The sequence below is a fragment of the Agrococcus sp. DT81.2 genome (assembly GCF_049844935.1).
Classification (GTDB): domain Bacteria; phylum Actinomycetota; class Actinomycetes; order Actinomycetales; family Microbacteriaceae; genus Agrococcus.
This window is the reverse complement of sequence record NZ_JBNCLZ010000006.1, coordinates 54,801-81,788: the sequence shown is the minus strand read 5'-3', so window position 1 is coordinate 81,788 and position 26,988 is coordinate 54,801. Positions and strand designations below refer to the sequence as shown.

At 66.0% G+C, this 26,988-nt stretch carries 24 protein-coding genes and 1 pseudogene; 17 read left to right on the top strand and 8 right to left on the bottom strand.

Annotated features, from left to right (window positions below):
• Positions 1 to 10: 10 nt before the first annotated feature.
• The 9 genes and pseudogenes from ACLQ21_RS12260 to ACLQ21_RS12220 form a co-directional block, all read left to right on the top strand.
• Positions 11 to 1,843: a polysaccharide biosynthesis protein gene (locus ACLQ21_RS12260; protein WP_425664353.1), complete on the top strand. Its 1,833-nt coding sequence runs from the start codon at positions 11 to 13 to the stop codon at positions 1,841 to 1,843.
• Positions 1,840 to 2,967 carry a DegT/DnrJ/EryC1/StrS family aminotransferase gene (locus ACLQ21_RS12255; protein ID WP_425664050.1) on the top strand — a complete coding sequence of 376 codons (1,128 nt, stop codon included), beginning with the start codon at positions 1,840 to 1,842 and terminating at the stop codon, positions 2,965 to 2,967. The genes ACLQ21_RS12260 and ACLQ21_RS12255 overlap by 4 nt, the downstream gene beginning before the upstream one ends.
• Complete coding sequence (locus tag ACLQ21_RS12250) at positions 2,967 to 3,578, top strand: sugar transferase (RefSeq protein ID WP_425664049.1); 612 nt, start codon at positions 2,967 to 2,969, stop codon at positions 3,576 to 3,578. Before ACLQ21_RS12255 ends, ACLQ21_RS12250 begins: the two co-directional genes overlap by 1 nt.
• A complete protein-coding gene (locus ACLQ21_RS12245) occupies positions 3,575 to 4,213 on the top strand; it encodes an acetyltransferase (protein WP_425664047.1) in 639 nt (212 codons plus the stop codon). Before ACLQ21_RS12250 ends, ACLQ21_RS12245 begins: the two co-directional genes overlap by 4 nt.
• A 43-nt stretch (positions 4,214 to 4,256) precedes the next feature.
• A complete protein-coding gene (locus ACLQ21_RS12240; protein WP_425664045.1) occupies positions 4,257 to 5,447 on the top strand; it encodes a glycosyltransferase in 1,191 nt (396 codons plus the stop codon).
• A gap of 7 nt (positions 5,448 to 5,454) precedes the next feature.
• Positions 5,455 to 6,831 carry a glycosyltransferase family 4 protein gene (locus ACLQ21_RS12235; protein ID WP_425664043.1) on the top strand — a complete coding sequence of 459 codons (1,377 nt, stop codon included), beginning with the start codon at positions 5,455 to 5,457 and terminating at the stop codon, positions 6,829 to 6,831.
• Positions 6,832 to 7,108: 277 nt separating this feature from the next.
• The gene (locus tag ACLQ21_RS12230) at positions 7,109 to 8,335 is read left to right on the top strand and encodes an O-antigen ligase family protein (RefSeq protein ID WP_425664041.1); all 1,227 of its coding nucleotides are present in this window, start codon (positions 7,109 to 7,111) and stop codon (positions 8,333 to 8,335) included.
• Complete coding sequence (locus ACLQ21_RS12225; protein WP_425664040.1) at positions 8,332 to 9,786, top strand: lipopolysaccharide biosynthesis protein; 1,455 nt, start codon at positions 8,332 to 8,334, stop codon at positions 9,784 to 9,786. Before ACLQ21_RS12230 ends, ACLQ21_RS12225 begins: the two co-directional genes overlap by 4 nt.
• A gap of 219 nt (positions 9,787 to 10,005) precedes the next feature.
• Positions 10,006 to 10,083 (top strand): annotated as a pseudogene (locus ACLQ21_RS12220) (hypothetical protein); the annotation flags it as partial.
• A 607-nt stretch (positions 10,084 to 10,690) separates the two neighbouring features.
• On the opposite strand, the gene ACLQ21_RS12215 reads toward ACLQ21_RS12220, so the two are convergent.
• From ACLQ21_RS12215 to ACLQ21_RS12200, 4 genes are all read right to left on the bottom strand, one after another.
• Positions 10,691 to 11,770 carry a hypothetical protein gene (locus ACLQ21_RS12215; RefSeq protein ID WP_425664039.1) on the bottom strand — a complete coding sequence of 360 codons (1,080 nt, stop codon included), beginning with the start codon at positions 11,768 to 11,770 and terminating at the stop codon, positions 10,691 to 10,693.
• Positions 11,771 to 12,211: 441 nt separating this feature from the next.
• Positions 12,212 to 12,973 carry an AglZ/HisF2 family acetamidino modification protein gene (locus ACLQ21_RS12210; protein ID WP_425664037.1) on the bottom strand — a complete coding sequence of 254 codons (762 nt, stop codon included), beginning with the start codon at positions 12,971 to 12,973 and terminating at the stop codon, positions 12,212 to 12,214.
• 2 nt (positions 12,974 to 12,975) lie between these two features.
• The gene (gene hisH, locus ACLQ21_RS12205; protein WP_425664035.1) at positions 12,976 to 13,581 is read right to left on the bottom strand and encodes an imidazole glycerol phosphate synthase subunit HisH; all 606 of its coding nucleotides are present in this window, start codon (positions 13,579 to 13,581) and stop codon (positions 12,976 to 12,978) included.
• The gene (locus tag ACLQ21_RS12200; RefSeq protein ID WP_425664033.1) at positions 13,578 to 14,762 is read right to left on the bottom strand and encodes an N-acetyl sugar amidotransferase; all 1,185 of its coding nucleotides are present in this window, start codon (positions 14,760 to 14,762) and stop codon (positions 13,578 to 13,580) included. The genes hisH and ACLQ21_RS12200 overlap by 4 nt, the downstream gene beginning before the upstream one ends.
• 874 nt (positions 14,763 to 15,636) lie before the next feature.
• On the opposite strand from ACLQ21_RS12200, the gene ACLQ21_RS12195 reads away from it, so the two are divergent.
• The 4 genes from ACLQ21_RS12195 to ACLQ21_RS12180 are packed head-to-tail and all read left to right on the top strand — an operon-like array spanning position 15,637 to position 19,631.
• On the top strand, positions 15,637 to 16,209 hold the full coding sequence (locus ACLQ21_RS12195; protein WP_425664352.1) for an acyltransferase: 573 nt from the start codon (positions 15,637 to 15,639) through the stop codon (positions 16,207 to 16,209).
• Entirely contained in the window at positions 16,202 to 17,299 is a 1,098-nt protein-coding gene (locus ACLQ21_RS12190; protein WP_425664031.1) for a DegT/DnrJ/EryC1/StrS family aminotransferase, read from the top strand. The genes ACLQ21_RS12195 and ACLQ21_RS12190 overlap by 8 nt, the downstream gene beginning before the upstream one ends.
• Positions 17,299 to 18,291, top strand: a complete 993-nt coding sequence (locus ACLQ21_RS12185) for a Gfo/Idh/MocA family oxidoreductase (RefSeq protein WP_425664029.1) — start codon at positions 17,299 to 17,301, stop codon at positions 18,289 to 18,291. Before ACLQ21_RS12190 ends, ACLQ21_RS12185 begins: the two co-directional genes overlap by 1 nt.
• Before the next feature lie 35 nt (positions 18,292 to 18,326).
• Complete coding sequence (locus tag ACLQ21_RS12180; RefSeq protein WP_425664028.1) at positions 18,327 to 19,631, top strand: nucleotide sugar dehydrogenase; 1,305 nt, start codon at positions 18,327 to 18,329, stop codon at positions 19,629 to 19,631.
• A 50-nt stretch (positions 19,632 to 19,681) separates the two neighbouring features.
• Here ACLQ21_RS12180 and ACLQ21_RS12175 read toward each other — a convergent pair whose 3' ends face one another.
• Positions 19,682 to 21,241: a polysaccharide biosynthesis tyrosine autokinase gene (locus tag ACLQ21_RS12175; protein ID WP_425664026.1), complete on the bottom strand. Its 1,560-nt coding sequence runs from the start codon at positions 21,239 to 21,241 to the stop codon at positions 19,682 to 19,684.
• On the bottom strand, positions 21,174 to 21,842 hold the full coding sequence (locus ACLQ21_RS12170) for a hypothetical protein (RefSeq protein ID WP_425664024.1): 669 nt from the start codon (positions 21,840 to 21,842) through the stop codon (positions 21,174 to 21,176). Before ACLQ21_RS12170 ends, ACLQ21_RS12175 begins: the two co-directional genes overlap by 68 nt.
• Before the next feature lie 91 nt (positions 21,843 to 21,933).
• Between ACLQ21_RS12170 and galE the strand changes: the two genes are divergently transcribed.
• From galE to ACLQ21_RS12155, 3 genes are all read left to right on the top strand, one after another.
• Positions 21,934 to 22,944 (top strand): UDP-glucose 4-epimerase GalE, encoded by a 1,011-nt coding sequence (galE, locus tag ACLQ21_RS12165; RefSeq protein ID WP_425664023.1) that lies wholly within the window; start codon positions 21,934 to 21,936, stop codon positions 22,942 to 22,944.
• Positions 22,945 to 22,976: 32 nt separating this feature from the next.
• The gene (locus tag ACLQ21_RS12160) at positions 22,977 to 23,756 is read left to right on the top strand and encodes a class I SAM-dependent methyltransferase (RefSeq protein ID WP_425664021.1); all 780 of its coding nucleotides are present in this window, start codon (positions 22,977 to 22,979) and stop codon (positions 23,754 to 23,756) included.
• Between the two features lie 124 nt (positions 23,757 to 23,880).
• On the top strand, positions 23,881 to 24,870 hold the full coding sequence (locus ACLQ21_RS12155) for a hypothetical protein (RefSeq protein WP_425664019.1): 990 nt from the start codon (positions 23,881 to 23,883) through the stop codon (positions 24,868 to 24,870).
• Between the two features lie 9 nt (positions 24,871 to 24,879).
• On the opposite strand, the gene ACLQ21_RS12150 is transcribed toward ACLQ21_RS12155, so the two are convergent.
• Positions 24,880 to 25,566: a low molecular weight phosphatase family protein gene (locus tag ACLQ21_RS12150; protein WP_425664018.1), complete on the bottom strand. Its 687-nt coding sequence runs from the start codon at positions 25,564 to 25,566 to the stop codon at positions 24,880 to 24,882.
• A gap of 126 nt (positions 25,567 to 25,692) precedes the next feature.
• Here ACLQ21_RS12150 and ACLQ21_RS12145 point away from each other — a divergent pair, with 126 nt between their 5' ends.
• Positions 25,693 to 26,283: an NADPH-dependent FMN reductase gene (locus ACLQ21_RS12145; RefSeq protein WP_425664016.1), complete on the top strand. Its 591-nt coding sequence runs from the start codon at positions 25,693 to 25,695 to the stop codon at positions 26,281 to 26,283.
• A gap of 15 nt (positions 26,284 to 26,298) precedes the next feature.
• Here the strand turns inward: ACLQ21_RS12145 and ACLQ21_RS12140 are convergent, their stop codons facing one another.
• Complete coding sequence (locus tag ACLQ21_RS12140) at positions 26,299 to 26,955, bottom strand: hypothetical protein (protein ID WP_425664014.1); 657 nt, start codon at positions 26,953 to 26,955, stop codon at positions 26,299 to 26,301.
• Positions 26,956 to 26,988 lie beyond the last annotated feature (33 nt).

Below are 26,988 nucleotides of genomic sequence, written 5' to 3'. Positions count from 1 at the left end.
CCGCGCCAACATGCGCGTCTTCCAGTACATCTTCGACGTCGGCGCCTGGACCGTTGCCATTGTGGTCGCAGTGTGGCTGCGATACGAATTCGCCTTCAGCGACACGAACTGGATCGCGATGCTGCTGATCTGCGTCGTCGCTGCGGCCGCTCAGCTGATCGCGGGACTGATGCTCTCGCTCTACCGGCGTCGCTACCAGGTCGGCAGCTTCGATGAGGTGCTCAGCCTGACGGGCTCCGTACTCCTGACCGCCGCAGTCATCGGCATCCCCATCCTCGTCTTCGGAGCGCAGATCGGCGTTCCGCGCAGCACGCCCGTCATCGCGGCTCCGCTCGCGTTCCTCGCCATGGCGCTCACTCGCTACTTCCGCCGCGTCGTGCAGGAGCGCCAGAGCAGACCGACTGACCAGGCTGCGCCAGTGCTCGTGTACGGTGCGGGCTTCGTCGGCTCCAGCCTCGTCAAGCGCATGCGGACTGACCCGCAGTCGCGCTTCAACCCGGTGGGCATCGTCGACGACGCCCCCCAGCTCGCAAACGCCGTGCGGTCGGGCCTGCGCGTACTGGGCACGGGGGCCGACCTGCCTCGAATCGCGCGAGACACAGGAGCGACGTCGCTCGTGGTGGCCATCGCGCGGGCCGACGCCTCGATGCTGCAGCGTATCTCCGATTACGCCGCCGAGGCCGACCTGCGGGTGTTGGTGATGCCCCCGCTCGACGACATCCTCGAGGGGCGCCGCGGAATGGGTGACCTCCGCGAGATCTCGATCGAAGACATCATCGGCCGCCACCCGGTCGACACCGACGTCGCCACGGTTGCCGGCTACCTGACCGACAAGCGCGTGCTCGTCACGGGCGCCGGTGGCTCGATCGGCGCAGAACTCTGCCGGCAGATCGCCAAGTTCGGTCCCGCTGAACTCATGATGCTCGACCGCGACGAGTCGTCTCTGCAGGCCGTGCAGATTTCGATCTCCGGTCACGGTCTGCTGCACACCAGGGACGTCGTGCTGGCCGACATCCGCGATCGCGACGCCATGCTCGCGCTCATGGACGAGCGTCGCCCGCACGTGGTCTTCCACGCTGCGGCGCTCAAGCACTTACCGATGCTGGAGCAGTACCCCGACGAGGCTTGGAAGACCAACGTCTTGGGCTCGCGCAATGTGCTCGAGGCGGCCTTCGCGGCCGGCGTCGAGACGTTCGTCAACATCTCCACCGACAAGGCGGCGAACCCGACGAGCGTGCTCGGGCACTCGAAGCGCCTCGCCGAGCGACTCACCGCATCCTTCGCGGAGCGGGGGCAAGGCCGCTACCTCTCCGTCCGGTTCGGCAACGTGCTCGGCAGCCGCGGCTCGATGCTGCCCACGTTCACGGCCCTGATCGAGGCTGGCGGCCCCCTGACGGTCACCCACCCCGACATCACGCGCTACTTCATGACCATCCCCGAGGCGTGCCAGCTCGTCGTGCAGGCTGGCGGCATCGGTCGTCCCGGCGAAGTGCTCATCCTCGACATGGGCGAGCCGGTCAAGATCCTCGACGTCGCGAAGCGCATGATCCGCATGTCCGGTAAGCCGATCGAGATTGTCTATACGGGGCTCCGCCCCCACGAGAAGCTGCACGAAGAGCTGATCGGCGCCGGCGAGCACGACGACCGGCCTTTTCACCAGAAGATCACACACGCGCAGGGCGAGCCGCTCAATGTCGACGAGCTCGACAAGAATCGCTGGGACGACCATTGGACGCGCGAGAGCCAGTCGGCGAAGGCACGCAACGACGCCGAACAGGCGCACGTCGGTGGCGCCACGGCACCGATCATCCCTGGCGCGTTCGGCATCGGAGGAACACGGTGAACGACCGCATCTATATGTCCTCCCCCGACATCGGAGAGCCCGAGAAGCTGGCCGTCCGAGCGGCGATGGACTCGGGGTGGATCGCGCCGCTCGGCCCTGAGGTGGACGGATTCGAGCAGGACCTCGCCGCCCGCGTCGGCGTCGAGCACGGCGTAGCGCTCGCCAGCGGCACCGCCGCCCTGCATCTTGGACTCCTCGGTTTGGGAATCGGCCCAGGCGACATCGTCGTCACCTCATCGATGACGTTCGCCGCTACGACGAACGCGATCGTCTACACGGGCGCGACGCCCGTCTTCGTCGACTCGGACTTCGACACCGGCAACATTGATGTCGCGCTACTCGCTGAGGCGCTTGCGACCCTGGCATCGGAGGGCACGCCCGCCAAGGCGATCGTGCCGGTCGACCTGCTGGGCAAGGCAGTCGACTACACAGCCATCGAAGCGCTCGCCCGGCAGTACAGCATCCCGGTGCTTGCGGATGCGGCGGAGTCGTTGGGAGCCACGCACGCGGGCCGCGCGGCTGGATCCTTCGGCGCCGCGTCGATCGTCTCGTTCAACGGGAACAAGATCATGACGACGTCCGGCGGCGGCATGCTGCTCACTGATGATGAAGCGCTGGCGCAACGCACCCGCTACCTCGCAACCCAGGCACGGCAGCCCGTCGCGCACTACGAGCACACCGACATCGGGTACAACTACCGGCTGTCGAATCTGCTCGCGGCCCTCGGACGTGCGCAGCTCGTGCGCCTGGACGAGATGATCGGCAGGCGCCGAGCGCGACGCGCGCAGTATTCCGAACTGTTCTCCCGCATCGACGGCGTCGACATTTTCGGTGGCGACGGCGCCGACGACAACTGCTGGCTGACGTCCATCGTCGTCGACCCATCGGCAACGTTCGCCCCAGCGGCGCTGCAGGCATTCCTCGCCGAGCGCAGCATCGAGAGCCGACCGCTATGGAAGCCGATGCACTTGCAGCCGGTGTTCGCATCAAACCGGGCCTTCACGAATGGCAATGCGCAGCGCCTGTTCGAGACCGGTTTGACGCTCCCCTCCGGCTCGGCATTGAGCGACGACCAGTTCGCTCGCGTGACGGACGGTGTCGACGACTTCCTACGGAGCCTGTGATGATCCGGGTGCCGTACGACGCCGTCAAGCGAGGACTCGACTTGGTCGCGGCCGGATCCGCTCTCGTCCTCCTCTCCCCCGTGCTCGCCGGTGTAGGAATCGCGGTCGCTGTCAATCTCGGACGGCCGGTGCTGTTCCGCCAGTTGCGACCGGGGCGCGACGGCGTCACATTCGAGCTTGTCAAGTTCCGATCCATGCGAAGCCCCGACCCAGCTCAGGGCCTCTTGTCCGACGAGCAGCGCCTGACGCCTTTCGGCAGGGCGCTCCGCGCGACAAGTCTCGACGAGTTGCCCAGCCTCTGGAACGTGGTTAAGGGCGATATGAGCATCGTGGGCCCTCGGCCCCTGCTTGTCGAGTACTTGGACTATTACACACACGAGCAGGCTCACCGCCACGACGTGCGTCCCGGCATCACAGGACTCGCCCAAGCAAGCGGCAGGAATGCGCTTTCGTGGAAGGACCGGCTTGAACTCGACATCGAGTACGTCGATAAACGATCGATCAGGCTCGACATGGCTATTCTCAGAAGGACGATAATCGGGGTGCTCCGTCGTCACGGCGTAACCGCCGAGGGCCACGCCACGATGCCGAAGTTCTCTGGAGAGCGATGAAGACGCTAGTCGTGATCGGCGCAGGCGGATTCGGGCGAGAGACGCTCGACGTGGCCGCTGCTTGCAACGACCAAGCACCACAATGGAACATCCTCGGCGTCGTCGACGACGCTCCTTCCGATACCCAGCTCCAGCGGCTCGCGAAGAGAGATGTCAGGTGGCTTGGGACGCTCGCGGATTTCCTTGCGAGTGCCAGTCCCAGCACGAGTTTCGTTGTCGCGATCGGTGACCCGTCCGACCGAGCGCGCCTGTGCGTTGACTTGGCGGCGAGTGGCCGCAGCGGCGCGACGCTCATTCACCCGAAGGCGACTATCGGGTCGGGGGTGTCGATTGGTGAGGGGACCGTCATCTGCGCCGGCGCCCAAATTTCAACCAACGTCCAAATCGGCGAGCACGTCCACATTAACCCGAACGCAGTGATCGGACATGACTCGGAGATATCGAGCTTCGTATCGATCAATCCTGGTGCAATCATTTCCGGCGAGGTGCGGGTCTCGACCGGAGCTCTCGTGGGAGCGGGTGCCGTCGTCCTACAGGGCCTCACCCTCGGTGCCGCGACCACCGTGGGTGCGGCCGCCTGCGTGACTCGCGACGTCGGGGCGGAGAGAGTCGTGAAGGGCGTGCCCGCTCGATGAGTGACCAATGGCTGCAAAATTGAAGAACAATGAGGAGCGGAACATGACTGACAATGGACGCTCGACAAACACAGGCCTCCAGGGCCTGCGTGTGGCGCATCTCTCGAGCGTGCACTCGTGGAGCGACAATCGCATCCACTTTCGTGAAGCCGCGTCCCTCCAAGCCGCCGGCGCCGACGTGGTGGTTGTCGCGAACGCCCCGCAATTCCCTGCGAAGGCAATAGCCGCCGTGCACGCACTCAGGCTTCGACGCCGGGCGCTTCGCATGCTCATATCGAGCGCGGAAGCTGTCGCATATGCGATTCGTCGCCGCGTAGACGTGGCGCACCTGCACGACCCCGAACTCGTGCCCTTCATCCCAGTGTTGAAGGCATTTGGGATCAAAGTTGTCTACGACGCGCACGAGGATCTCCTTGAGCAGATCGGGAACAAGCCGTACCTACCCCGCCGCACGAAGCATCTCGCGCAAACCTTGGCGCGGCCGTTGATACGGCTCGCCGGAACGGCGGACCTAATCGTCACTGCCACGAAGAAGGTCGCCGAGAGATTCCCCCCAGCGAAGACGGTCGTCGTTCATAACTATCCGCTTCTCTCGCCGAGCGCGCCGGTGATCCCAGACATCGATGAGCGCGAGTTCGCCGTCGTCTACGTGGGAGCGCTTAGCGAAGCTCGCGGCGCGATTACTATGCTGGACGCACTAGAGCATCGAGCATTTCCGCAGGGTTGGCGCCTGCTGCTAGCGGGGGGCGGTCATCCAGAGTTGCTTGCAAGGATGAAGTCGCACCCCGGCTGGGGCGCCGTCGACTTCCTCGGTGAGGTTGCGCCCACTGAAGCGAGAACTTTGATGGAGCGAGCGCGCATAGGCCTGGCTGTCCTCCACGACAATCCCGCCTACCGCGAAGCGCTACCCACAAAGATGTTCGAGTACTTCGCGTCTGGTATGCCTGCGATCGTCTCGGATTTCAGCCTTTGGCGCGATATCGTAGAACGGTGGGACTGTGGCGTCGTGGTGGCGCCCGACTCGCCAGAGGCGCTCGCGGACGCGATCGCCCGATACGTCAGCGAGCCGGATCTGCTGAAGAGGCACGCAGAGAACGCCGCGCGCGCGGCGAAATCCGAGTTCAACTGGGCGCCTGAAGCCGCGCACCTCGTGACCGCCTACCGCGCGCTGCGGACGCCGTCAGCGCGACTCGTCGTCGAACCAAGCTTTGTATCCGAGACTCCGACATCGTGACAGGTTCATGCATGTTCGAAGTTCGACCCGGACCGTTTCATGTACGAGGCGATCGCTGGTGGCCGCCATACGTCCCCGGAAGCCGGACGGTATCGGCTCTCCGGTCATCTTGGCGCGCCGACGGCATCGATTACACCGGGGGCCCCAGATGAAGTTGGTCTACATCCATCAATACTTCAGCGCTGGGGATGCCCCAACGGGAATCCGGTCTCTCAAACTAGCCGGCGTGATGGCTGAGCGAGGGCACGACGTCCATATTGTGACTTCCACGGCGGCGCGCCCCGGGCCACCGCCTTCCTCGCCGGAACGACTTCAAGACATAACCGTCCATTGGGTGCCGCTCGAGTACAGCAATTCCATGGCTTACTCTCGCCGAATCCTAGCCTTCGTCAACTTCGCGGTGCGCGCTACTGGCGTGGCCCGCCGTCTCAAGGGAGACCTCGTGTTTGCCACGAGCACACCCCTTACGGTGATCATCCCCGCTTGGATCGCCACCCTCGGTCGCGGAACGCCAATAGTTTTCGAAGTCCGCGACTTGTGGCCCGAGCTCCCGATCGCCATGGGAGCTCTACGCTCGCGCGCGCTGCGCGCAGCGGCTCGATGGCTCGAACGATTCGCTTATCGCAAGGCGACGCGCATCGTCGCCCTCTCCCCCGGCATGCGGGAAGGAGTGTTGAAGGTAGAGACCCGACGCCCGGTGGAACTCATCCCCAACATGTCCTACCTTGATCTGTTCAACACCGATTCGGCGAGCATCGCTGACTGGCTAGCAGCGAATGAGTGGCTGGGGAATCGCAAGATGATTCTCTATTGCGGCACTCTAGGCCGCATTAACCGAGTCAGCTACCTCGTTGACGTCGCCGACGCAATGCGAGAGATTGACCCATCAATATGCTTCGTCGTCGTTGGCGGCGGCGCCGAGGAAGCCCTCATTCGCGAGCGCGCCGCCAACTCTGGGGTCCTCGGATTCAACTTCTACATGCTCGGACCAATTGCAAAGAGAGACGTCCCGCCCATCTACGGCGCAGCCTCACTATGCACTTCCCTATTCATGCCCCTACCTGAAATGGAGGCCAATAGCGCTAACAAGTTCTTCGACGCGCTGGCGGCCGGCAGACCCGTTGCTGTCAATTACGGCGGTTGGCAAGCCGAACTGATCAAGCAGGAGAACGCAGGAATCGCCCTCGACCCTTCAAACCCCCGTCTCGCGGCCGAGGCGCTGCACACATTGGTTTCCGACGGCCCGGAGCTCCAGCGCATGGGCCAGAACGCCCACGCCCTCGCCCGAAGCAACTTTTCGCTAGATGTCCTAGGCCCACGATTCGCTGAGGTGCTCGAGGGGGCACTCGAAGAGGGCGTGCCCCGAGGCCATGGAGGCAAGTAACGTGCCAGGAGGGGCGACGCCCCAAGAAGAGGCTGTCGCGAGACGCCTGAGCCCAGCTCTCAAAGCCATGTCGCGTCACTCCGGCATCACAGCGAGCGGGCTCGCGCGTCCCCGTGGACCCGGTCGTGCGCACGGCGACCCGTTGAGACCATCACCCAGCATCAGTTGGGCCGAGAAAGCCTTGATCTTCGCGCTTCCTTCGCTCGCTGCGCTGGGCGGGACGCTGACTGTGGCGGGGCCACTTTTCGGATTTCGAGTCGCAGTCGCACTTCTGTTCGTGATCGTCTTCGTCACCCCACGAAGGAGCTTCACAACCCCGCGCATTACCCTAGTCGTCAACACTGCGGCGTTCCTATTCCTCCTGTACGCACTCGTGCACCTCGCTCTGAACAGCGAACGCGAGCGGGCGTGGGAGGAGATGGCCTCGATCAGTTTCGGGACCCTCGTAGTCGTGGCGCTCCTAAGGAGGGCAAGCGAGTCATACCTAGAGTGGCTCTCACATGGGTGGCTTCTTTGTTACGTCGTGACTGCAGCGGTAGCAGTTCGAGAGGTCGCTCTCGGTGACCGTTTCCACAACTATTTCGTCGATGATTCATCGTACCTTTTCACCTCCGCGGGCGCCGCGAGTACTCTCGGTAATCCTAACAACTACGCTTTCATGTTGCTTGCCGCGTTGCCATTCCTCATTTGGGGTTTCACCGCAACCCGATCGACCGTCAAGGTCCTGTATCTCGTGTCCGTTGTTACGCTGCCATATTTCGTTGCGGCCACGCAGAGCCGGACCGCGGTCGCGCTGCTCGTTTGCATCGCGTTCGTGTTCGCTCTCCTGAAGTTACGTGCGCTCCTCGTGCTACTCGTCGGCGCGGCTACTGCCACCGCAATCGCCCTTTTCCCCGCTACTCTGGACGCCGCAGTCACGTCCACACTCGGTGCTCTAGGCGGCGGCAGTGCAGGCGGCGGCGCGATCTCGAACTTCATTGCTGCCAACGATTCGTTGCAAGCCCGGTTCAACCTCGCGCACTGCGGCGTCGACATCGCCTCGCAGACATTGCTTCTCGGAACCGGGCCCGGTGGTTTCTCCGCCGCTATAGCGGAGGGCGCCTGCGCAATCGATACCTTCGGGCTTACTGATCCTCACAATGGATTGATTGAAGTGTTTTCTCAGTACGGCGGGATCGCACTCCTTGTGGCGGTCGTTGCTCTCGTATGGCTAGCTAGGCTCGGGATCTCTGGGGTTCTTCGGACCCGCGAGGGCGCGCACCGCGTGCAAAGCATGTCGATTGCCGTGACTGCAGTCGCTCTCCCCTTCATGGCGACGATGCACAGCACCTACACCTACCAGTCGATCGCGTGGATGCACATAGCAACAGTGTTTGTCGCGGCCTCAGTCCTGTCGAGCCGGCGCGCTGAGCTGGATCTCGCCAACCGAGACAGCGCTCCCGCTAAGGGCGAGCGCCCGCGACCGTCGAGATCGAGACCGAGACCCAGGAGCGAGGTTTCGTGAAGGTCATCGATTATGGACGTCCGGTCGACGGCGGCATCAGCGGGCGCAGCGTTCTCACGCTGGCGGCGACCGCGTTCCAGGGCGTCGCACGGCTCGTGGCCAACGTCGCTATCGGGCGACTCGGGGACCCCGCGCTCCTTGGTATGACGCAAAGCGCTATTGCCTCAGGCAATATCGGTAGTCTTCTATTCGCGAGTTCCGCCAGCGCGGCTGCGAGCCGAAACATCGCTTTCGAGAGAGCTAAGCAAGAGCGAGAACGGGCACACGCGGTGGCGGTGCACCTTTCGCGGCGGTCGGTGGCGGCGTCTGTCGTGATCGGCCTCCTGGCCGCGTCAGTTCAGTACTTCGTAACCGGTGATCTGGTCTTCGCGATCGCTGTCCTCGTGCTCTGCGTGACTTCGAGTGCGTATGCGCTGTCTCGGGGTCTCCACCTGGGCGCTGGCGAGATCGGCCGGCTCGCAACCTGGGAGATCGGGATTGCGACCGCCGCGCTCATCGGCACGGCTGCGCTACTGCTTGGCGGTGTGCGTAGCATCTGGGTCGTTGCCCCGATCGCGGTTGGTCACGTTGCCATGGCAGCTTTCGCATGGCCACGTCGCTCACCGAAGCAACTATCGCGTGTGGATAAACGTTCTATCCGAACGTTTGTGTTACTGGGCACGATCGGCACCCTGTCGAGCGCTGGCTTCATCCAGCTCGCGATTATTTGGTCGAACGGCTTGAACGGTCCGGCTTACGCCGGACAAATGACTGCCGCCTTGTCAATGGTTGGGCCTGCCACGATGGTTGCTGGGGCCATTAGCCAAGTACTGTTTCCCACCTTGGCGGCCCACCACGGGTCCCAAGACACCTCGGGCCTCGCGGGTCGCGTCGACCGATCGACCGCGTATGTATCCGTGGTGATGGTGGCGATGCTCTGCGCGATTATGCCCCTCGCGCAACCATTGTTCGATGTGATCTGGGGCGCCGAGTTCGGCGCTGCTGTGGTGATCTTCTACGCCCTCGCCGCGGGCATGGTCTTGAACGCCGCCGCGGGGCCAGCGGTGTCGAGCATCACTAGCCGGTCGAACAGCGGCATGGCTTTCTCCGCTATCTCAAGTGCGCTTGGTTTCGCCGTCGGCGTCTCTAGCTGGATTGTTATCGGGGCGTTCGATCCGGAATTGGCGGTTCCGATCGGCTACCTGATCGGCGTAAGCGTCATAGCGGCCGTGCCGTATGTGCGGGCGTGGCGTGAACTGAAGATGCGCTGGTGGTCGCGGACAGCGCGCACCATGCTCGGCATCCTGGCGGCGACTGGCACGTCCATAGCGCTCGACGCAGCTGGCGCCCCGCTATACCTCAGGATTGCGACTGCTGTGGTCTTGACCGCGGCTTGGGTCTTCGGTAACCCTGCTCAAGTGCGGCAGATTATTGCCAGGCTTCGCCCGCGCACGGGACGTAGGCCTCGCTGACCGTCGATGTGGCACTGAACTTATGTTTCCTTATCGCGCTGCCATCGGCCAGCTAAACAGCGCCAGCCAAGCGATTGCCTTCGGGGCCCCAGTGGGTGCCGCATAGTGGAGTGATGCCTCGTGACACCGTCGCTTCCCACGTGAGCAGGGTCACCCCGAGTGATCCAGGCATACAAGACGCTCGGCACCCGCTCGTTGTCGAAGCCGCAGGTCTCCCGCATGGCGGCGAGTACGGCGAGCACGTCGGGCAGTTTCTGGCACGGGTCGCTCGATGACGCCTGTCCGTTCACGTTCGTCGCAGCCGACGCCCTCACGAAGGTCCGCGAAGGTCGCCGTGTCCTCAGCTCGGTCGTCATGTCGCGACAGGCGTCAACGGCGATGGCCGGCGCGACAGCCTCGCCTTCGTCACGCCGGAGTTCGCCGCGGCAGCCATGGATGTCCCCTGGCGGCTCCGCAGTCGCGCTGTCATCGTCCGACACCGCCCCGCCGGACCCTGCCGGGGCATCACCATCCGCGACACGAGTCACCGCTCTAGACCTTCGCGCTTCGGTGACGATGGCCTGCCAGCGCGCTCTGCTGAGAGGTCGTAGAGACAGCCATTGCGGGCTACGTTCCCGTAGTCTCGTAGGTCGCGCAGCTTGGCGGCGTACAACCGGTCGTAAGCGCCGCCCGCACCCGCAAGATCGTCGCGACGAGAACGTGCCGGCGCGTTGCGGCAGCGCTACAGGATGCCCAGCGCTCCCCTCACTAAGTCCGCAACAGCAAGGGAGACGGTCACTTCCCTCATCCGGGCCATCTCGTCCAATATCAGGCGGAGCGGGTACTGCGTCTGGTTCATGGCGTCATCATCGCGACCACCGGGTCGCACTTGGGATCGCCGTCGCAGCCCGAGGGGACGGCTCCTCTAACTGAAAAGGAAGGGATCAAGTGCTTTCGCGGCCCGAGCTCCGTCGTGCATCTCGCGCGCGTATGCACGTCCGTCTCTCGCCATCCGCTGCGCGGCGGACAGGTCCCCAAGAAGTTCCGACAACGCATCGTGGAAAGTATCCGGCGTTGCGTGAACGAGGACGGGGGGATTCCGGTCTCGCGCCTCTTTGTCGTGGGACACGTTTGCAATTACGACGCGTCCGGACGCCATCGCCTCGACAGCGGTCACGCCGTACGCCCCAATGCGAATCTGATCGACAACGATATCTGCACGCTCATAGAGGTTACGCATCTGAGAGTGCGCTACCACGGGCGACGATACGATTTCGATCATGCGGCGCCGCTCGAACTCTTCCAGAATCGGCCGAATGATGTCGGTCCCTTTCACGTACGGGTTGGTCCCGCTCGGGCGGTGCAGCACACGCGGGATCGGACCCGAGAATGCTTGAGGCATACCGGCCCACGCTTCGACATCAACCGTGAGCGGGAGCAGCCTCGAGTGCGGAATGTGCGCCAATAAATCTGGCGTGCTGACGTAGAGCGGCATGCCCTGATGCATGACCGCCTCACGATTTTTATGCGAACGACGACGGAGCCGCTCGACAAGCTCAGGGGAAACGTGCCGAAAATACGAGTGCTCGTCATTTTCTAGGCTGATATCGGGATCTCGAATGTCACTACCATGAAAGACAATCGCGGGCGCTAATCCGCGCTCGCGATACCATTCGACCTCATCAGTGAAACGTCGGGCTCTAGGATCGCCGATCGTCGGCGTGTTTCCCTCGTTCAGGACATGCGTACAGCCCCGAAGGGCGTACGCCAACGCCGATGCCCTCACCCACTGGGGCGAGAGGCGGTAGTGCGGTATCGAATAGTCGACGCGATCGTCAACTCGCTTACCGCTCCTCTTCACGAGGCGGGCGATACCACCGTCGAAGCCGTACGCCGCGGCCTCGGCGCGCAAGTTGTGCCGTACCGCCTTGGCCCAGGCGGTTCCCTGGCTCGCCACGTTCAAGGGGCCGATGGCTAGACGTGGCTCGAGGGTTGCCTCAATCATGTGCGATCCTGTTCGGCATAGTTATTGGAAGCGGGGGCGCTCCCGCAGCAATGCTAGGCGAACCCACCGCTAGCCCCGTGCCGCCCCATCGCGGTGAAAGCGCAGGATGGAACGTCCGATGGGAGGGAAGTCGGCGGCTCCGCACTCCTCAGTATGTCTTCCAGTCTCGAGCGGCGAGGGCGACGATCGTTGAGGTCCGCTTCGCGGTTGCGGGGGCAGGAGCGGGAGCCGGATCCCATTTCGCGGTTCCAGCTTCCTTGGGATGACTAGTGGTCGGGGCTCCAGCACGCGTGGCTAGAAACCGTTCACAGCGGGCCATCGAGTGGCGGCTCCGGTGCGGCGTCGCGGGCGAGATGGCTCGCGACGTTCGGGATTTGAGCGCGCGTCGTCGATGGGCGCGTATGTGAGCACGCTCGCTAGACCGCGTGACGCGCGCCTTCGTCATTGGATGGCAGCCAAGGATCGGATGTCGACTGGTGAGGGGTAATTGATGAGGACTGCCCTGTGCTTGCCAGTCATCACGAACGCACTTCCCGCGGCGACCGCGGATGCACCGGCCTCGAGCGCGGCGGCGAAGTCACTCAGCGACTGCGCGCCCCCTAGAGCTAGCACCGGGACGGAAACCGACTCAGCGACGGAGCGAATGAGCTTGAGGTCGTATCCGCTGAAGGTGCCTTCGCGATCGATGGATGACACCAGAATCTCGCCGGCACCCTGAGCTTGCGCCTGCGCGGCGGCCGCCGACGGCGTCAGCCCGAGCTTGATTCGGGCACGCGAGGCGTATGTCTCCCATCCGCCCGCGAGCTTTCGCTTGGCGTCGACACTGACAACGGTGCTCGAGGAGCCGAGAGCCTCAGACACCTCGGAGACGACATGTGGGCTTCGGAATGCGGCGGTGTTCAGAATGACTTTCTCCACTCCGATTCCGGTGATGCGTTGTGCGTCCGCCGCGGACGCGACTCCTCCGCCATATCCCACGGGCATGAACGCCTCGCTCGCGATCTCCTCGATAAGCGTGTAATTGACGCCGGAGCCGCGCACAGTAGCATCGATGTCGCAGATCATGAGCTCGTCGACCTGCTTCTCGTTGAAGATGCGCACGGCGTTGATCGGGTCTCCTATGTAACGGTCGCCTGAGAATCGCACGGGCTTGACGAGATATCCGTCGCTGACCAGCAGTACGGGAATGACCCGGGGAACCATCTTCATAAGCTACAGAAGTTCCTAAGAACCGTCATTCCGAACAGGTGGCTTTTCTCGGGATGGAACTGGGCGCCCATCGTGCCCTGCTCGCGAATCATCGACACGAACGGCTCACCATACGTCGTCGTGGTAAGCACCGCCGAATCGTTCGCGGGGATAGCGTGATAGGAGTGCACGAAGTAGAAGCGATTGTCTTCAGGCAAGTCGGCTAGCAGCGGGTCTTCGCGCAGTGGAGTCGTGCGGTTCCAGCCCATGTGGGGCACACGGACCCCGGGCCTGTCGCGGAAGCGAATGCTGCGGCCGGGGATCAGCCCCAGCCCGGGCCGAGCGCCCTCATCGCTGGCATCGAGCAACAACTGCATCCCGAGGCAGATTCCTAGCAGCGGGCGACCTTGAGCCGCGAACTTCCTGATTGGAGCGATCAGCCCTTGCGACTCCAATAGCGCCATGCCGCGATCGAATGCGCCGACTCCGGGGAGCAGCAGCCGCTCAGCGACGCTGACCTCGTCGGCTGTGGTCACGACTTGCGGTGAGGCACCCAGCCGCTTCAACATGTTCACTACGGACCCTAGGTTTCCGAGCCCGTAGTCGAGAACCGCGACCGTCACCGACGCGCGTCCCGCGTCGGCAGCACCTTCGACGGCAGCCGCGAGAGGGTAGCCGCCGCGTCCCAAATGCGCTTCGAATTCGGGTACTCCGAATACTCCTTCGGCGGGAGAGCGTAGATCGCCTCCAGACCATCAACGGAGAGCCCGAGCTTTTTGGCTATGAATTCATGATCCTGCACGCGCAGCGATTCAGGATAGTTCTCCGACTCCATAAGACGCAGCGCCTCATCGCGCGTCATCTGATCGGACAGAATCAGCGATGAGTAGTGCGCAAGCCGCTTGTCGAATCCAAACTTTCGCGGCAGGTAGTAGCCCTGGAAGTAGCGGGTGAATACGGACTCGTAGTGCTTGCCGCCGTAGTCGCGCCAGTCGACTTCTTCTGTGATCTGCTTCTTCGCCTCGGCGTATCTGTAGGGCATCAGGTTGAGAGGCTTCACAGTCTTCACATTGCGAACGTGCGGATACCACAGGTGGCGCTTAAAGAGCCCCATCAGCGGATAGGTCTTCAAGTCGACCTTACCGAACCGCTTGTGGATGGCTTTGACGTGCTTGGCATCCGATGCGTTGTACCCCCAAGACTTCGGCAAGATAGATTCGCTCGCAAGATTCGAGCCCGAAAGAATGTACTTGACCCCGTACTTAACGGCCTGCTGGTAAGCCACCCACGCGAAGGCATGGTCCGTGGGGGTGTCGCAGTTCGCCACGGATGCCTTCAGGAAAGACAGCTGCAGGTCCCGCATCTCGCGCCAATCGACGACGTGGGTGTACAGATCCACGTCGAGTCTCTTGACGATGTTGTGGATGTTGTCGACTGCCAGTTCGGAATTCCACCCGCTGTCGAAATGGACGGCTAGCGGGCGAAGCCCGAGCCTGATCGCCTGGAGGATCAAGTAGGTGCTGTCGACACCACCGGAGACTCCCACGATGCAGTCGTACTGCTTGCCCTTGCCTGATGCTTTGATCTTCGCAACCAGCGCGTCCAGCTCCCCGGCGAGCCGACCAGACTGGGCCGCTTGGACCATCTCCTTGTTGGTCGCGTCGAAGTTGAGCGCATGAGAGGACACCCCGTCCCGGTCGAACCAGATGTCGGGGTCAGTCGTATCCATAATCGTGCGCACGCAGCGCTGATACGGTCGGCCGCTCTCGGCAAGCGGAACTGGGCTTCGATCGGGGTTTGCCACGTACTTGCTCCTCGTGCTGCGCGGCGGGCGCAGAAGACAGATGCTGATCTCGTGCGTGCCTGGTGGCCGACGACCAGTGAAGTTTACATTTCGCTGCGCGTTCGGCCTGCAGCCACCATGCGACAGGAGAGCCGCACCGGAGCGGCGGCCGCAAGCGCCCCTCCAGCAGTGCCGCCCACTGCACTCCGCCGTAGACGTCCACTCGCGGCCCCGCTACTCAGAGCGCCTCAACGATAAGCGGGAGGGGAGGCGTGACGACCACAGACCAATGGCAGTACTGAGGGCTGCTGCTCGCCGAACGAAGGTCTGCTTCGCGCCGAACTCTCGACGAGAGCGTGACAGGGAAGGCGACGCAGGTCCTGAGCCTCTCGACGCGCTCGAGTCGAGCGCGAGCCAGTAGGGTCACCGCGCGGTGGAAGGGGACGCCTGTCGCGCGCGCTCGTCCCCGAGGATCTCCGTGACCCGGTCGCCGTCCGGTTGCAGCCGAGCGGCTCCTCGTGCGCGCGGGTCAGATCTCTCCGTCGATTTTTCCGGTGTGCCAACGCGGTACGAGCGCGCCGAAGGAGCAACTATGCGTGCGCCCCCGAGGCGTACTCGTCGAACACCTCGATCGAGCGCGCGACGCCTCGGGAGCGGATCATCGTCCCAACGATGATGCTTCCGGAGAGCCGCCGAGTGGCGGCCGTGGACGAGGCTTATCAGATTCTGCGTCACTCGGACATTCGCGTGGGACAGGAGCACGTCCGTCGGTCAGCGAAATGTGAACAACTGCGCTCAACCCGCCGACCCCGCCTCACCTCGCCCCCGTGCCACTGAGGTCGCGGCCGGGTACACCTAGACTCGATGCGTGGCTAAGCACACCCCCCCTAACATCATGCACAGCGCTGACGTCGATGCGCGCGCGCGACTCGGCGACCGCACAGTTGTGTGGCATCTCGCGCAAGTCCGCGAGCATGCGGTGATTGGCAACGAGTGCACTGTCGGGCGCGGTGCATACATCGGCGCCGGGGTCCAAATCGGCGATCGCTGCAAAGTGCAGAACATGGCACTTATCTACGAGCCCGCAACGCTGGGCGATGGCGTGTTCATCGGGCCCGGCGTGGTCCTGACAAATGACCTCCACCCGCGCGCCATCACCGAAGACGGCGTTCTAAAGTCCGCCGAGGACTGGGAGCCGAAGGGCGTGACAATCGAATATGGCGCGGCAGTCGGCGCGCGCGCCGTGTGCGTGGCACCCGTGACGATCGGCGCGTGGGCGACCGTGGCGGCTGGCGCCGTGGTCACGCGAGACGTCCCGGCGTACGCGCTGGTCGCGGGCGTACCTGCCCGGCGTTTGGGCTGGGTAGGGCCTGCTGGGCGGAAGCTTGAACAGCGCGACGACCGATTCGTTTGCCCCGTCACCGGCGACGAGTTCATCGAATACGAAGGAGCACTATCCCGTGCCTGAGTTGATCCCATCGGCCAAGCCCATCGTTGGCGACGAGGAGCGGGAAGCGGTCGATCGAGTCATGCGCTCCGGCATGATCGCGCAGGGCCCGGAGGTGGCCGCGTTCGAGACAGAGTTCGGCGCGCAGCTCGCCGGCGGGCGCGTTGCGGTTGCCGTCAACTCCGGCACGGCTGGCTTGCACCTAGGTCTGCTCGCAGCGGGCGTCGGCGTTGGGGACGAAGTGATCGTGCCGTCCTTCACCTTCGCCGCCACCGGCAACTCAGTTGCGCTGACCGGGGCCTCGCCGGTGTTCGCGGATATCGAGCTCGACACGTACACGCTCGACCCCGCCGCTGTCGAAGCCGCCATCACGCCGCACACCAAGGCCATCATGCCGGTGCATCTCTACGGCCACCCCGCCCGGATGCGGGAATTGCGCGCCATCGCCGATCGCTACGGCCTAATGGTGTTCGAAGACGCCGCCCAGGCACACGCCGCGAGTCTCGACGGCGCCTCCGTCGGCACATTCGGTACATTCGCCATGTTCAGCCTCTACCCCACCAAGAACATGACGAGCGGCGAAGGCGGCATGGTCGTCGTTGAGGATGACGACCTCGCGCGTGCGGTCAGACTGCTCCGCAACCAGGGCATGGAGCGGCAGTACGCCAACGAGGTCATCGGGTTCAACGCCCGGATGACCGACATCCACGCCGCGATCGGCCGGGTGCAGCTGACGAAGCTGGGCGCGTGGACCACGCAGCGTCAGTCGAACGCCGCTCGCCTCGACCGCGACCTCGAAGGTGTCCGCACCCCAGTTGTCGCCGAGGGCGCTGTCCACGTCTACCACCAGTACACGATCAGGGTCGAGGAGGATCGCGACGGCTTCTCCAAGGCACTGAGGGATGAGCATGGGATTGGAAACGGCGTGTATTACCCGATCCCAAACCATCGGCTCTCTTCGTTGGAGGCCTTCGCGCCCGGGCTCGACCTCCCCAACACCGAGATCGCCGCGTCGACCGTGCTCTCCTTGCCTGTGCATCCGTCGCTGACCGATGCGGACCTCGACCGCATTGTCGAGGCCGTGAACGCGCTGGCCCGGGCCGGCGCCTGATGGTGCTGCGGGCGGGCCTGATCGGCCTGGGCATGATGGGACGTCACCATGCACGCGTCATGCGCGAGATGGATGGCATCGAGCTCGTCGGGGTCGCAGATGCGATGGGCGACCCTCACGGAGCCGCCGGAAAGCTTCCTGTCCTATCGAGCGTCGACGAGTTGATCGACACCGGAATACACGTCGCCGTGGTCGCCGTGCCGACGCAGTACCACGAGGGTGTCGCGCTGCAGCTCGCCGGAGCCGGCGTGCACACGCTCGTCGAGAAGCCCATCGCGCATTCGGTCGAGGCCGGCCGGCGCATGTGCCACGCCTTCGCCGAGCGCAACCTCGTCGGGGCCGTCGGTCACATCGAGCGCTTTAACCCCGCGCTCCAACAATTGCGGAAGCGCATCCAAGATGGAGAGCTCGGAGCTGTCTACCAGATCGCGACCCGGCGCCAGGGCCCCTTCCCCGCGCGCATCGCTGATGTGGGAGTCGGCAAGGACCTGGCGTCGCACGACATCGACCTCACAGCGTGGATCGCCGGCAGCCCGTATGCCAGTGTGTCCGGCCAAGTTGCGATGAAGTCCGGTCGACCGCACGAGGACATGGTGCTGGTCACCGGCAAGCTCGAGAACGGCGTGAACGTCAACCACGTCGTCAACTGGCTCTCCCCCATGAAGGAGCGGCTGACGACTGTGACGGGCGAGAAGGGCACGTTCATCGCCGACACAATGACCGGCGATCTCACCTTTTACGCGAACGGCACCGTGGATGTCGAATGGGAGTCCATCTCGTCGTTCCGTGGCGTCGCCGAGGGCGACGTCACCCGCTTCGCCTTCGCGAAGCGCGAGCCGCTACGCGTGGAGCACGAGGCCTTTCGAGACGCGGTGCTCGGTTTGGAGAGCGACGTCGTCACGATGGAGCAGGGCCTGCACACGCTCGAGATCGTCGAAGCGGCGCTGGAATCCGCCCATTCGGGGATGACCGTGCGCATCGCGCAGCACTGACACCGATTCCGACACCCCCACATCGAAGGACAGGCATGCGCATCGCAGTCATCGCTCTCGGCAAGATCGGCCTCCCTCTAGCGGTGCAGTTCGCCGACGCCGGCCACGAGGTCGTCGGCATCGACGTGAACGCGCGGACGGTGCAGTCGATCAACGACGGGATCGAGCCGTTCCCCGGTGAGGCACGCCTGCAGGAAAAGCTCGCGACCGCAGTTGCGGACGGCCGCCTGCGCGCGACCACCGACTACGCGGACGGCATTCCCGGTGCCGACGCGGTCGTGCTCGTCGTGCCGCTCTTCGTCGACGATGCGTCGTGGGCTCCGGACTTCGGCTGGATGGACGCGGCAACCCGCTCATTGGCGGAGCACCTGACGCCCGGCACGCTCGTCTCCTACGAGACGACGCTTCCGGTCGGCACGACGCGCACGCGGTGGAAGCCGATGCTCGAGGAGATCTCTGGCCTTACCGAGGGCGAGGACTTCCACCTCGTCTTCTCGCCCGAGCGTGTGCTCACCGGCCGCGTCTTCCAGGACCTGCGGCGCTACCCGAAGCTCATCGGCGGGCTCTCGCCGACCGGCGCCGAGCGGGCACGAGAGTTCTACGAGGCGGTGCTGACCTTCGACGAGCGCCCGGACCTTAAGCGGGCTAACGGGGTGTGGGACCTCGGCAGCGCCGAGGCGGCCGAGATGGCCAAGCTCGCCGAGACGACCTACCGCGACGTCAACATCGGCCTCGCAAACCAGTTCGCGGTGTACGCCGACTCGGTGGGCGTCGACGTGTACCAGGTGATCGAGGCGTGCAATTCGCAGCCCTACAGCCACATCCACCGCCCCGGCATCGCGGTCGGCGGCCATTGCATCCCGGTCTACCCGCGGCTGTACCTGTCGACCGACGGCGACGCCGAGATCGTCCGAACGGCCCGGAAGTTCAACGCTTCCATGCCTGAGCGTCTCGTGGCACGTGCTGCATCGACGCTCGGCGGCCTGCGCGGCATGAGCGCCGTCGTCCTCGGCGCCGCGTACCGGGGCGGAGTGAAGGAGACCGCCTTCTCAGGCGTCTTCGCCACTGCGGATGCGCTGAAAGAGGCGGGTGCGACCGTTCGAGTGCACGACCCGCTGTACAGCGACGAGGAGCTCTCGTCCCTGGGCTTCGAGGCGTTCCACATCGGTGACGCGGCCGATCTCGCGATCATTCAGACCGACCACGCTGAGTACGCGACCCTCGCAGCCGCCGACGTCGCCGGCGTCAAACTGCTCGTCGACGGCAGGAACATCTCCGATGCGGCCAGTTGGCGCGGAACGCCGAGGATAGTTCTGGGCAAGGGGCAGGCGACCGACTGAGGCAGCGGCGACCATGGGCGGCTCGACGACAGTCGAGTCGCCCTTTCGCGTCACCTCTGCCGAGAGAGCGCCAGACGCGGCTTGCTCTTCGCCTTCTTCTGCTGGGTGTAGCCGTAGTGCCCGTAGCCGTAGTGTCCATAGCCGTAGGCATCAGCGCCCCGCGTCGGGACCATGGTGAGCACGATGCCGCCGACCTGCGTGTCGACCGCGTCGAGCAGCTGCACCGCGCTCTCGAGCTGCGTGCGCGTCGCCTTACCAACCGAAGCGACCATGATGACGGCCTCGACCTGCTTCGACAGCACCGCGGCATCGGTGACGGGGAGCAGGGGCGGGGCATCGAACAGGATCCAGTCGAACTCGCCTTGGAGATCATCAATGAGCGATGCCATCGCCTTGGAGCCGAGCAGCTCGGAAGGGTTGGGCGGGATCTGGCCCGCAGGCAGGACGTACAGCGATTTGTTGCCCCACTGCTGCACAGCGTCGACAAGCTGAGCCCGACCGATCAGCACGTCGGTCATGCCCACGCCGCCGTCGAGGTTCATGTAGTCCGCGATCTTGGGCTTGCGCAGATCGGCGTCGACGAGGATCACTGTTTGGCCAGCGTCAGCGAGCGCGACAGCGAGGTTGGCGGTCGTGGTGCTCTTGCCCTCGCCCGGCATCGCGGAGGTGACGACGAATGTGCGCGAGCCGTCGTCGACCTCGATGAACTGCAGGTTCGTTCGAAGCGTACGGAAGGACTCGGACCGTGGGCTCTGCGGATCGGCGTGGACGATCAGCGGGCGCTCCTTGGCCTTCGGGTCAAACGCGATAGCACCGATCATCGGCGCATCCGTCACCGCACGGACGTCACGCTCGTTGCGAATGCGCGTGTCGAGGACCTCCCGAAGCAGCGCGAAGCCTGCAGCGAGCGCGAGTCCGATGAGGCCGCCCAGTGCCACGTTGACCATGGTGCGCGGACTGATGGGCGACGACGGGACCGTCGCTTCCTCGACGACGGCGAGCTGCACGGGGCTCACGAGGTCGGGACGGGACTCGATCTCGTTCACGGTTGTCGAGAGCGACGCGGCGGTCGCGTCGGCGAGAGCGGCCGCCTCGGCGGGGTCATCGCTCGTGGCCGAGATCTCGATGATCGTGGTTTCGGGCACCGTCGTCGCGCTGATGCGCGAATCGAGCGCTCCTCTCTCGACATCGAGCTGGAGCGACGAGATCACGCCGTCGAGCACCCGCTGCGAATCGACCAGGTTCGCGTAGGTCTGCACGCGCGACAGCGTGTACGTGTTGCCCTGCTGCAGCTCCGCCGTCGTGTCCCCGGCCTGCAGCGAGACGAAGACCTGCGTCGACGACGAGTAGATCGGCTTCTGCGCCAGCGAAGCGATCGCTCCAGCGCCGACTCCGACGAGCGTTGCGGCCACCAGCAGCACCCAATACTTCCTGATGATGCGGATGTAATCCGAAAGCTCCAACGTGACTCCCTCTGCGTGACTGGGCGCGACAAGAGAGAGCGCACGCCCGGACAATCCTCTCACACGGAAGAATTCCGGCTCAGCGTCGCCCGTCCGCGAGCGCGCGCAGACCAGCCGCGATTCGGGCGATCTCCGCCTCCACCGCATCCGCGGATCTGGTGTACACCTCGGGCTCACGGCGGTACGGATCCTCGACGTCAAGCTCGAGCGGATCCTCCGGCACCGGCATCAGGCCGCGCTCCGTCACCGCGATCTCGACGACTCGGCGCATGAACGCAGCGAACCCATCCTGGCCGAGCGGTGGCACCTCGACGTCGAACTCTCCCCTGGCAAGCGCGTCGACGATGCGCGCGAACTCCACCAAGGTGAACGAGCGGCGGTTCGCGCTCGGCACGAGGTGCGATGCGGCCGCGCGGTGCTCGCGCGCCATGCCGAGGATGAGGTCGGCGTCGGCGACGTGCTGCTCTGCAATGCGGCGGGCTCGATGATCGAGCGTGTCCTCGATGCCGAGCCGCACCGCCTCGACGGCGGCGAGCTTGTCCATCGGGTCTCCGTCGAACGCCTTCGTGCCGGCGCTGGTCACTTCCAGCGCTGGAATCACAGTGCGGTCGAACGCCGCGGCGATGCGCGTCCTCAGCAGCTGCTCGGCCTGCGGCGAGCGGCACAGGTTGCCCGAGCACACCGTCAGAATGCGGAAGACGGGGTCAGTGCGCGGCGGCTCTGAGGACTTCCGGCTGGGCAAGGGCATGCCCTCACACTATCCAGCACTCCCCTTTTGGCGACTCGCTGCGCACTAGCCTGAAAGCCGATTCCCGACCAACTCTCCTGAAGGAGACACCATGCGCGTCCTGCTCACCGGCGGCGCCGGCTTCATCGGCTCGCACACCGCGATCGCGCTCGTCGCGCACGGGCACGAGGTCGCCATCCTCGACGACCTCTCGAACGCGAGCGACGAGGCCGTCACGCGAGCCGCGCGCATCGCGGGTGCCGAGATGCCGCTCATCCTCGGCGACGCGAGCGACGCCGAGCTCGTCGGCCGCGTGCTCGACGAGCACCGCATCGACGCCGTCATCCACTTCGCCGGCCTGAAGGCGGTCGGCGAGTCGGTCGCGAATCCGCTCGCCTACTACCGCGTCAACCTGGGGTCCGCGATCGCGACGCTCGAGGCGATGGCCGCGCACGGCGTCGAGCGCTTCGTCTTCTCCTCCTCCGCAACCGTCTACGAGCAGCCGGGTGAGCTGCTGCGGGAGGACGCCCCGGTCGGCATCGACCTGCCGAACCCCTACGGGCGCACGAAGGCGATGATCGAGGCCATCGTGGCCGACGCATCCGCCGCCGACCCCCGCCTGCAGGCCGCCGTCCTGCGCTACTTCAACCCGGTCGGCGCGCACGAGTCGGGCGACATCGGTGAGGACCCGAAGGGCATCCCCAACAACCTCATGCCGTTCATCGCGCAGGTCGCGGCCGGCGAGCGCGAGCGGCTGCGCATCTTCGGCGACGACTACGACACCGCCGACGGCACGGGCGTGCGCGACTACATCCACGTGATGGATCTCGCCGAGGGCCACGTCGCCGCCCTTGAGGCGCTCGAGCCGGGCGTGCTCACCGTCAACCTCGGCACCGGCGTGGGCGGCTCGGTGCTCGACGTGCTGCGCGCGTTCGAGCGGGTCGTCGGCCGCGAGCTGCCCGTCGAGGTGGTCGAGCGGCGGCAGGGCGACGCGCCCGTCTCGACGGCCGACCCGACCCTGGCGCGCGAGCGGCTCGGCTGGCAGGCCACGCGCACGCTCGACGACGCGGTGACAGATGCGTGGCGCTGGCAGCAGCGCAACCCCCGCGGGTACCGGGGCTGACGACCGCGCCGCCACCGGGGCTAGCCTGAGGCATGAGCGTGCGCCAGCTGGCGTGGCGGGCCCTGTACGAGGTGCTCGCCGTGAAGGTCCGGAAGCCCGAGTGGGCCTTCATGAACTACGGCTACGCCACGACGCCAGAGACTGACGGCCCGGTGCTCGCTCCCGCCGACGAACCCGACCGGCTCTGCATCCAGCTCTACGACCACGTCATCGGCGACATGGAGCTGCGCGGAGCCGACGTGCTGGAGGTCGGGTGCGGCCGCGGCGGCGGCACCTCGTTCATCGCCCGCTACCGCGAACCGCGCGCGACGACCGGACTCGACCTGTCCCGCAGCTCCATCGCCCTGTGCCGTCGGCACCGGCGCGCTCCCGGCCTCGGCTTCGTGCAGGGCGACGCGCTGGCCATGCCGTTCGCCGACCGCTCGTTCGATGTCGTCGTCAATGTGGAGTCCTCCCACTGCTACGGCTCGATGGACGACTTCCTGGCCGAGGTGCACCGCGTGCTGCGCCCGGGCGGCAGCTTCCTCTTCGCCGACTTTCGTCCAGCGACGGGGATGGCGGCGCTGCGGCGACGGCTCGGCGAAGGGCCCCTCGAGCTGCTCGAGAGCCGCGACATCACCGCGAACGTCCGGGCAGCGCTCGAACTCGACGATGACCGTCGGCGGGCGCTGATGGAGGCGTGGATCCCGCGGATGTTCCACCGGTTGTTCGAGCCGTTCGCCGCCTTCCGAGGGACCACCAGCTTCGAGCGGTTCGAGACCGGAACGACGCAGTACGTCAGTGCTCGCCTCGTCAAGGCGGCATCCGCGTGACCGCTCTCCCCCGCCCGCGGGCGGGCGGTCGGTCGGGGCGGCCCGTGCCTGCGCGTGCTCGCGGGCGGCGCCGGGTAGCCTGGCTGGCGACCATGCTCTGAAACGCGGAAGGATGCGCCCGGCGATGCCGTCTGAAGCCAGTCGACCCTGGGCATACCTCGGCCTCGGCGCCGCCGCACTCTTCGCGACCGGCTCGGTGAGCGCGGTGATGATCGCGACCGACCAGCGCCAGGCCGCGGCGGAGGCTGCCAGCTCGTCGACGGCCGGGCTCCAGCTGCGGTACGCGAGCGCCGCCCGCGAGATCGACGCGTGGGAGGCCGAGCGGCTGCAGGCCGAGTGCGAGGTCGACGCGCTCGCCGCCGCTGGGGTGCGGCTCGAGCAGCGGATGGTCGCGTCGCTCGACGCTGCAGCCGTCGTCGACGACGCGTACCTCATCATCGAACGCGTCGACCGCTCCGCCTTCGAGGAGAGCCGCATCGCCACCGTCGAGGCCTTCGCCGCGGGCTTCACGACCGACGAGGATGCCGCGGCCGCTGCCGCGTACGAGGGCGTCGACGACGTGCAGGCCGCGTGCTTGGCGCAGCCCGCTCCCACGACTCCGCCGTTCTCCGACGAGGTGACGCCCGCGGCCGTCGAGGAGCTCGAGGCGCGCGTCGCTGCCCTCGACGACCCCGCGGCGGATACCGCTCGCTTCGAGGAGCTCGACCGGGCCGTCACCGACTTCGGCGCGGTCGTGCTGCGCGCGGCCGATGCGGTGGTGAACGTCAACAGGCTCGCGGCGACCCAGCAGGCGCTCGCCACGGCCGCCGAGCCGCTGCGCGCGCAGACCGCGCCGGCGCAGACGATCGACGCGCTCGACGCGCTCACGGCGCACGCGCAAGCATCGCTCGGCCGCCAGGCGGCGATCGCCGCGCAGCCGACGCAGCAGCCGACGCAGCAGCCGGCTCCTGCGGCGCCGCAGCAGCAGGCACCCGCGCCGGTCCGGCCGCAGCGGCCCGCCCCGGCGCCCCCGGCCACGCCCGCTCCCCCGGTCACCGGCGAACCCGCGCCGTCGGATCCGGGCGGCGGCGGCGACGGCACGGACGAGTCGCTGCTCGACCGCTTCCTCCCCTAGGTCGTCGAGCTAGGCAGGCGTGCCGCTGACATCCGCCGGCTCGCTGTCGGCGAGCGACTGCATGGCGGCCAGCAGGCGATCGACGTGCTGGGCGACCGCATCCGCCGACCGTCGGTACACGGCCGCCTTCCGTCGGTACGGATCCTCGATGTCGAGCTCGCGACCCTTGCGCGGTGGCCTGATGCGGCACGCCTCCGCCGCGTCGATGGCGCTGCGGAAGAACTCCGTCAGCGACCCGTCGCCGATCGCGTCGGGCCGCACCGGTGCACCGCCGCCCGCTACCGCTTCGAGAGTGCGGGTCAGCTCGATGAGCGTGAACGCGCGGCGGCGAGCGCGGGGAACGGCCTTGACGACCGCGGCGCGGTGCTCTCGCGTCATCGCGATCACGAGGTCGGCGCTCTCGATGTGCTCGGACTGCAGTCGGCGTGCCCGGTGCTCAGGCGCATCCACGACGCCGAGCCGGGTGGCCTCGCTGGCCGCGGCCGGCTCCATCGTGTGGCCGTCGATCGCGACCGTGCCCGCGCTCGACACCTCGATCGCCGTCGTGTCGTGGTGCGCGAACGCGGCCGGCAGCCGGGCGAGGAACAGCTGCACGGCGAGCGGCGACCGGCAGATGTCGCCCGTGCTCACGATCAGGATGCGGAAGGCGTCATCGCGCTCACGCGCGTGGCGAGGGCGTTGCGGGTTCGCCGTCATGGCTCGAACCTAGGGTCGCGAACCACGCCCCCGCAGGTTCCACGGCCAGACTTAAGGCATGGCTGAGCCTCGGCGGCTCGCCATCACTCCCTCGACGGCCCGCATCCGCTGGTGCATGCTGGGGCCATGGCTGAGACGTACCACCACGAACCCCCGTACTCGATCGGCGTGATCTGCGGCAGCATCGCGGCCTCGTCGATCAACCGGCACCTCGCCCGGGCGCTCATCAAGCTCGCGCCCGACGACCTGCAGTGCTCCTTCATCGAGATCGACACGCTCGACCTCTACGACCGTGACCGCGACGACGACTACCCGCCGGAGGCGGTCGAGCTCAAGCGGGCGATCACCGAGGCCGACGGCATCCTCTTCGTCACGCCCGAGTACAACCGCTCGATTCCCGGGGCGCTCAAGAACGCGATCGACTGGGCGTCGCGCCCGTACGGCACGAACGCGCTCTCGCGGAAGCCAGTCGGCATCATCGGCACCTCCCCCGGCGGCATCGGCACCGCGGTCGGGCAGCAGCACCTCAAGGCGATCATGTCGTTCTGCAACGCCCCGCTGATGAACGACGTCGAGGCGTACGTGCAATGGAAGGACGGGCTCGTCGACGACAACGACGACGTCACCGTCGAGTCGACGAAGGAGTTCCTCACCACCTACATGCAGGCGTACGACGACTTCGTGCGCCGGGTGCTGACGGTGGTGCCGCAGGCCTGAGCGGGCCCGGCCGGGTCAGCCGTTCGCGAGCGACCGGAGGCCGGCCGCCAGTCGCGTGACGTAGTCGTCGATGGTGTCAGCGGAGCGCCGGTAGACCTCCGGCCCGTACCGGTGGGGGTCGGAGAGGTCGAGCGTGATCGCGGCGCGGGGCGCCGCATCCGCGCGGGCGTCGTTCGCCGCACGGACGACCCGCCGCATGAACGCGGCGAAGCCGTCGTCAGCGAGCGGTGCGACTTGGCGGTCATCCTTCGCCGCAAGGTGCTCGACGATCAGCGTGAACTCCACGACCGTGAACGCGATGGTGCCGCGTCGCTTCAGCAGCTTCGCCGCCTCGTCGCGGTGGCGCCGCTCGGCGCCGAGCACGAGGTCGGCCTGCTCGAGCTGCCGCTTGTGCAGTCGACGGGCGCGGTGCATGCCGGAGATGTGGATGCCCAGCCGCGCGGCCTCGTCGGCGGCGTACGGGTCCATCGCGTCGCCCTCGAGGGCGTGGGTTCCCGCGCTGGTGATGCCCAGCGCGTCGATCGTCTCGCGGGCGAACGCCGCCGGCACCCGCGCGCGCAGCAGCTTCTCGACCTGCGGCGAGCGGCAGATGTTGCCGGTGCACACCGCGAGGATCCGGAAGGTCGGGTCGGCGTACCGTTCGTCGGCCGCTGACCGCCAGAGGAGCGACATATTCGGAGGCTATGCGTGGCGGCGCGCTTCCGG

Bases quoted from the DNA above. Each gene is read 5' to 3' on its own strand.
- ACLQ21_RS12210 (WP_425664037.1), bottom strand. From the start codon at position 12,973: ATGGTTCCCCGGGTCATTCCCGTACTGCTGGTCAGCGACGGATATCTC.
- ACLQ21_RS12195 (WP_425664352.1), top strand. From the start codon at position 15,637: ATGCACAGCGCTGACGTCGATGCGCGCGCGCGACTCGGCGACCGCACA.
- ACLQ21_RS12140 (WP_425664014.1), bottom strand. From the start codon at position 26,955: ATGTCGCTCCTCTGGCGGTCAGCGGCCGACGAACGGTACGCCGACCCG.
- ACLQ21_RS12185 (WP_425664029.1), top strand. From the start codon at position 17,299: ATGGTGCTGCGGGCGGGCCTGATCGGCCTGGGCATGATGGGACGTCAC.
- ACLQ21_RS12155 (WP_425664019.1), top strand. From the start codon at position 23,881: ATGCCGTCTGAAGCCAGTCGACCCTGGGCATACCTCGGCCTCGGCGCC.
- ACLQ21_RS12235 (WP_425664043.1), top strand. From the start codon at position 5,455: ATGCATGTTCGAAGTTCGACCCGGACCGTTTCATGTACGAGGCGATCG.
- galE (WP_425664023.1), top strand. From the start codon at position 21,934: ATGCGCGTCCTGCTCACCGGCGGCGCCGGCTTCATCGGCTCGCACACC.
- ACLQ21_RS12175 (WP_425664026.1), bottom strand. From the start codon at position 21,241: ATGCGGTGGAGGCGGAGATCGCCCGAATCGCGGCTGGTCTGCGCGCGC.
- ACLQ21_RS12250 (WP_425664049.1), top strand. From the start codon at position 2,967: ATGATCCGGGTGCCGTACGACGCCGTCAAGCGAGGACTCGACTTGGTC.
- ACLQ21_RS12180 (WP_425664028.1), top strand. From the start codon at position 18,327: ATGCGCATCGCAGTCATCGCTCTCGGCAAGATCGGCCTCCCTCTAGCG.
- ACLQ21_RS12260 (WP_425664353.1), top strand. From the start codon at position 11: ATGCGCGTCTTCCAGTACATCTTCGACGTCGGCGCCTGGACCGTTGCC.
- ACLQ21_RS12240 (WP_425664045.1), top strand. From the start codon at position 4,257: ATGACTGACAATGGACGCTCGACAAACACAGGCCTCCAGGGCCTGCGT.
- ACLQ21_RS12150 (WP_425664018.1), bottom strand. From the start codon at position 25,566: ATGACGGCGAACCCGCAACGCCCTCGCCACGCGCGTGAGCGCGATGAC.
- ACLQ21_RS12160 (WP_425664021.1), top strand. From the start codon at position 22,977: ATGAGCGTGCGCCAGCTGGCGTGGCGGGCCCTGTACGAGGTGCTCGCC.
- ACLQ21_RS12170 (WP_425664024.1), bottom strand. From the start codon at position 21,842: ATGCCCTTGCCCAGCCGGAAGTCCTCAGAGCCGCCGCGCACTGACCCC.
- ACLQ21_RS12215 (WP_425664039.1), bottom strand. From the start codon at position 11,770: ATGATTGAGGCAACCCTCGAGCCACGTCTAGCCATCGGCCCCTTGAAC.
- ACLQ21_RS12245 (WP_425664047.1), top strand. From the start codon at position 3,575: ATGAAGACGCTAGTCGTGATCGGCGCAGGCGGATTCGGGCGAGAGACG.
- ACLQ21_RS12145 (WP_425664016.1), top strand. From the start codon at position 25,693: ATGGCTGAGACGTACCACCACGAACCCCCGTACTCGATCGGCGTGATC.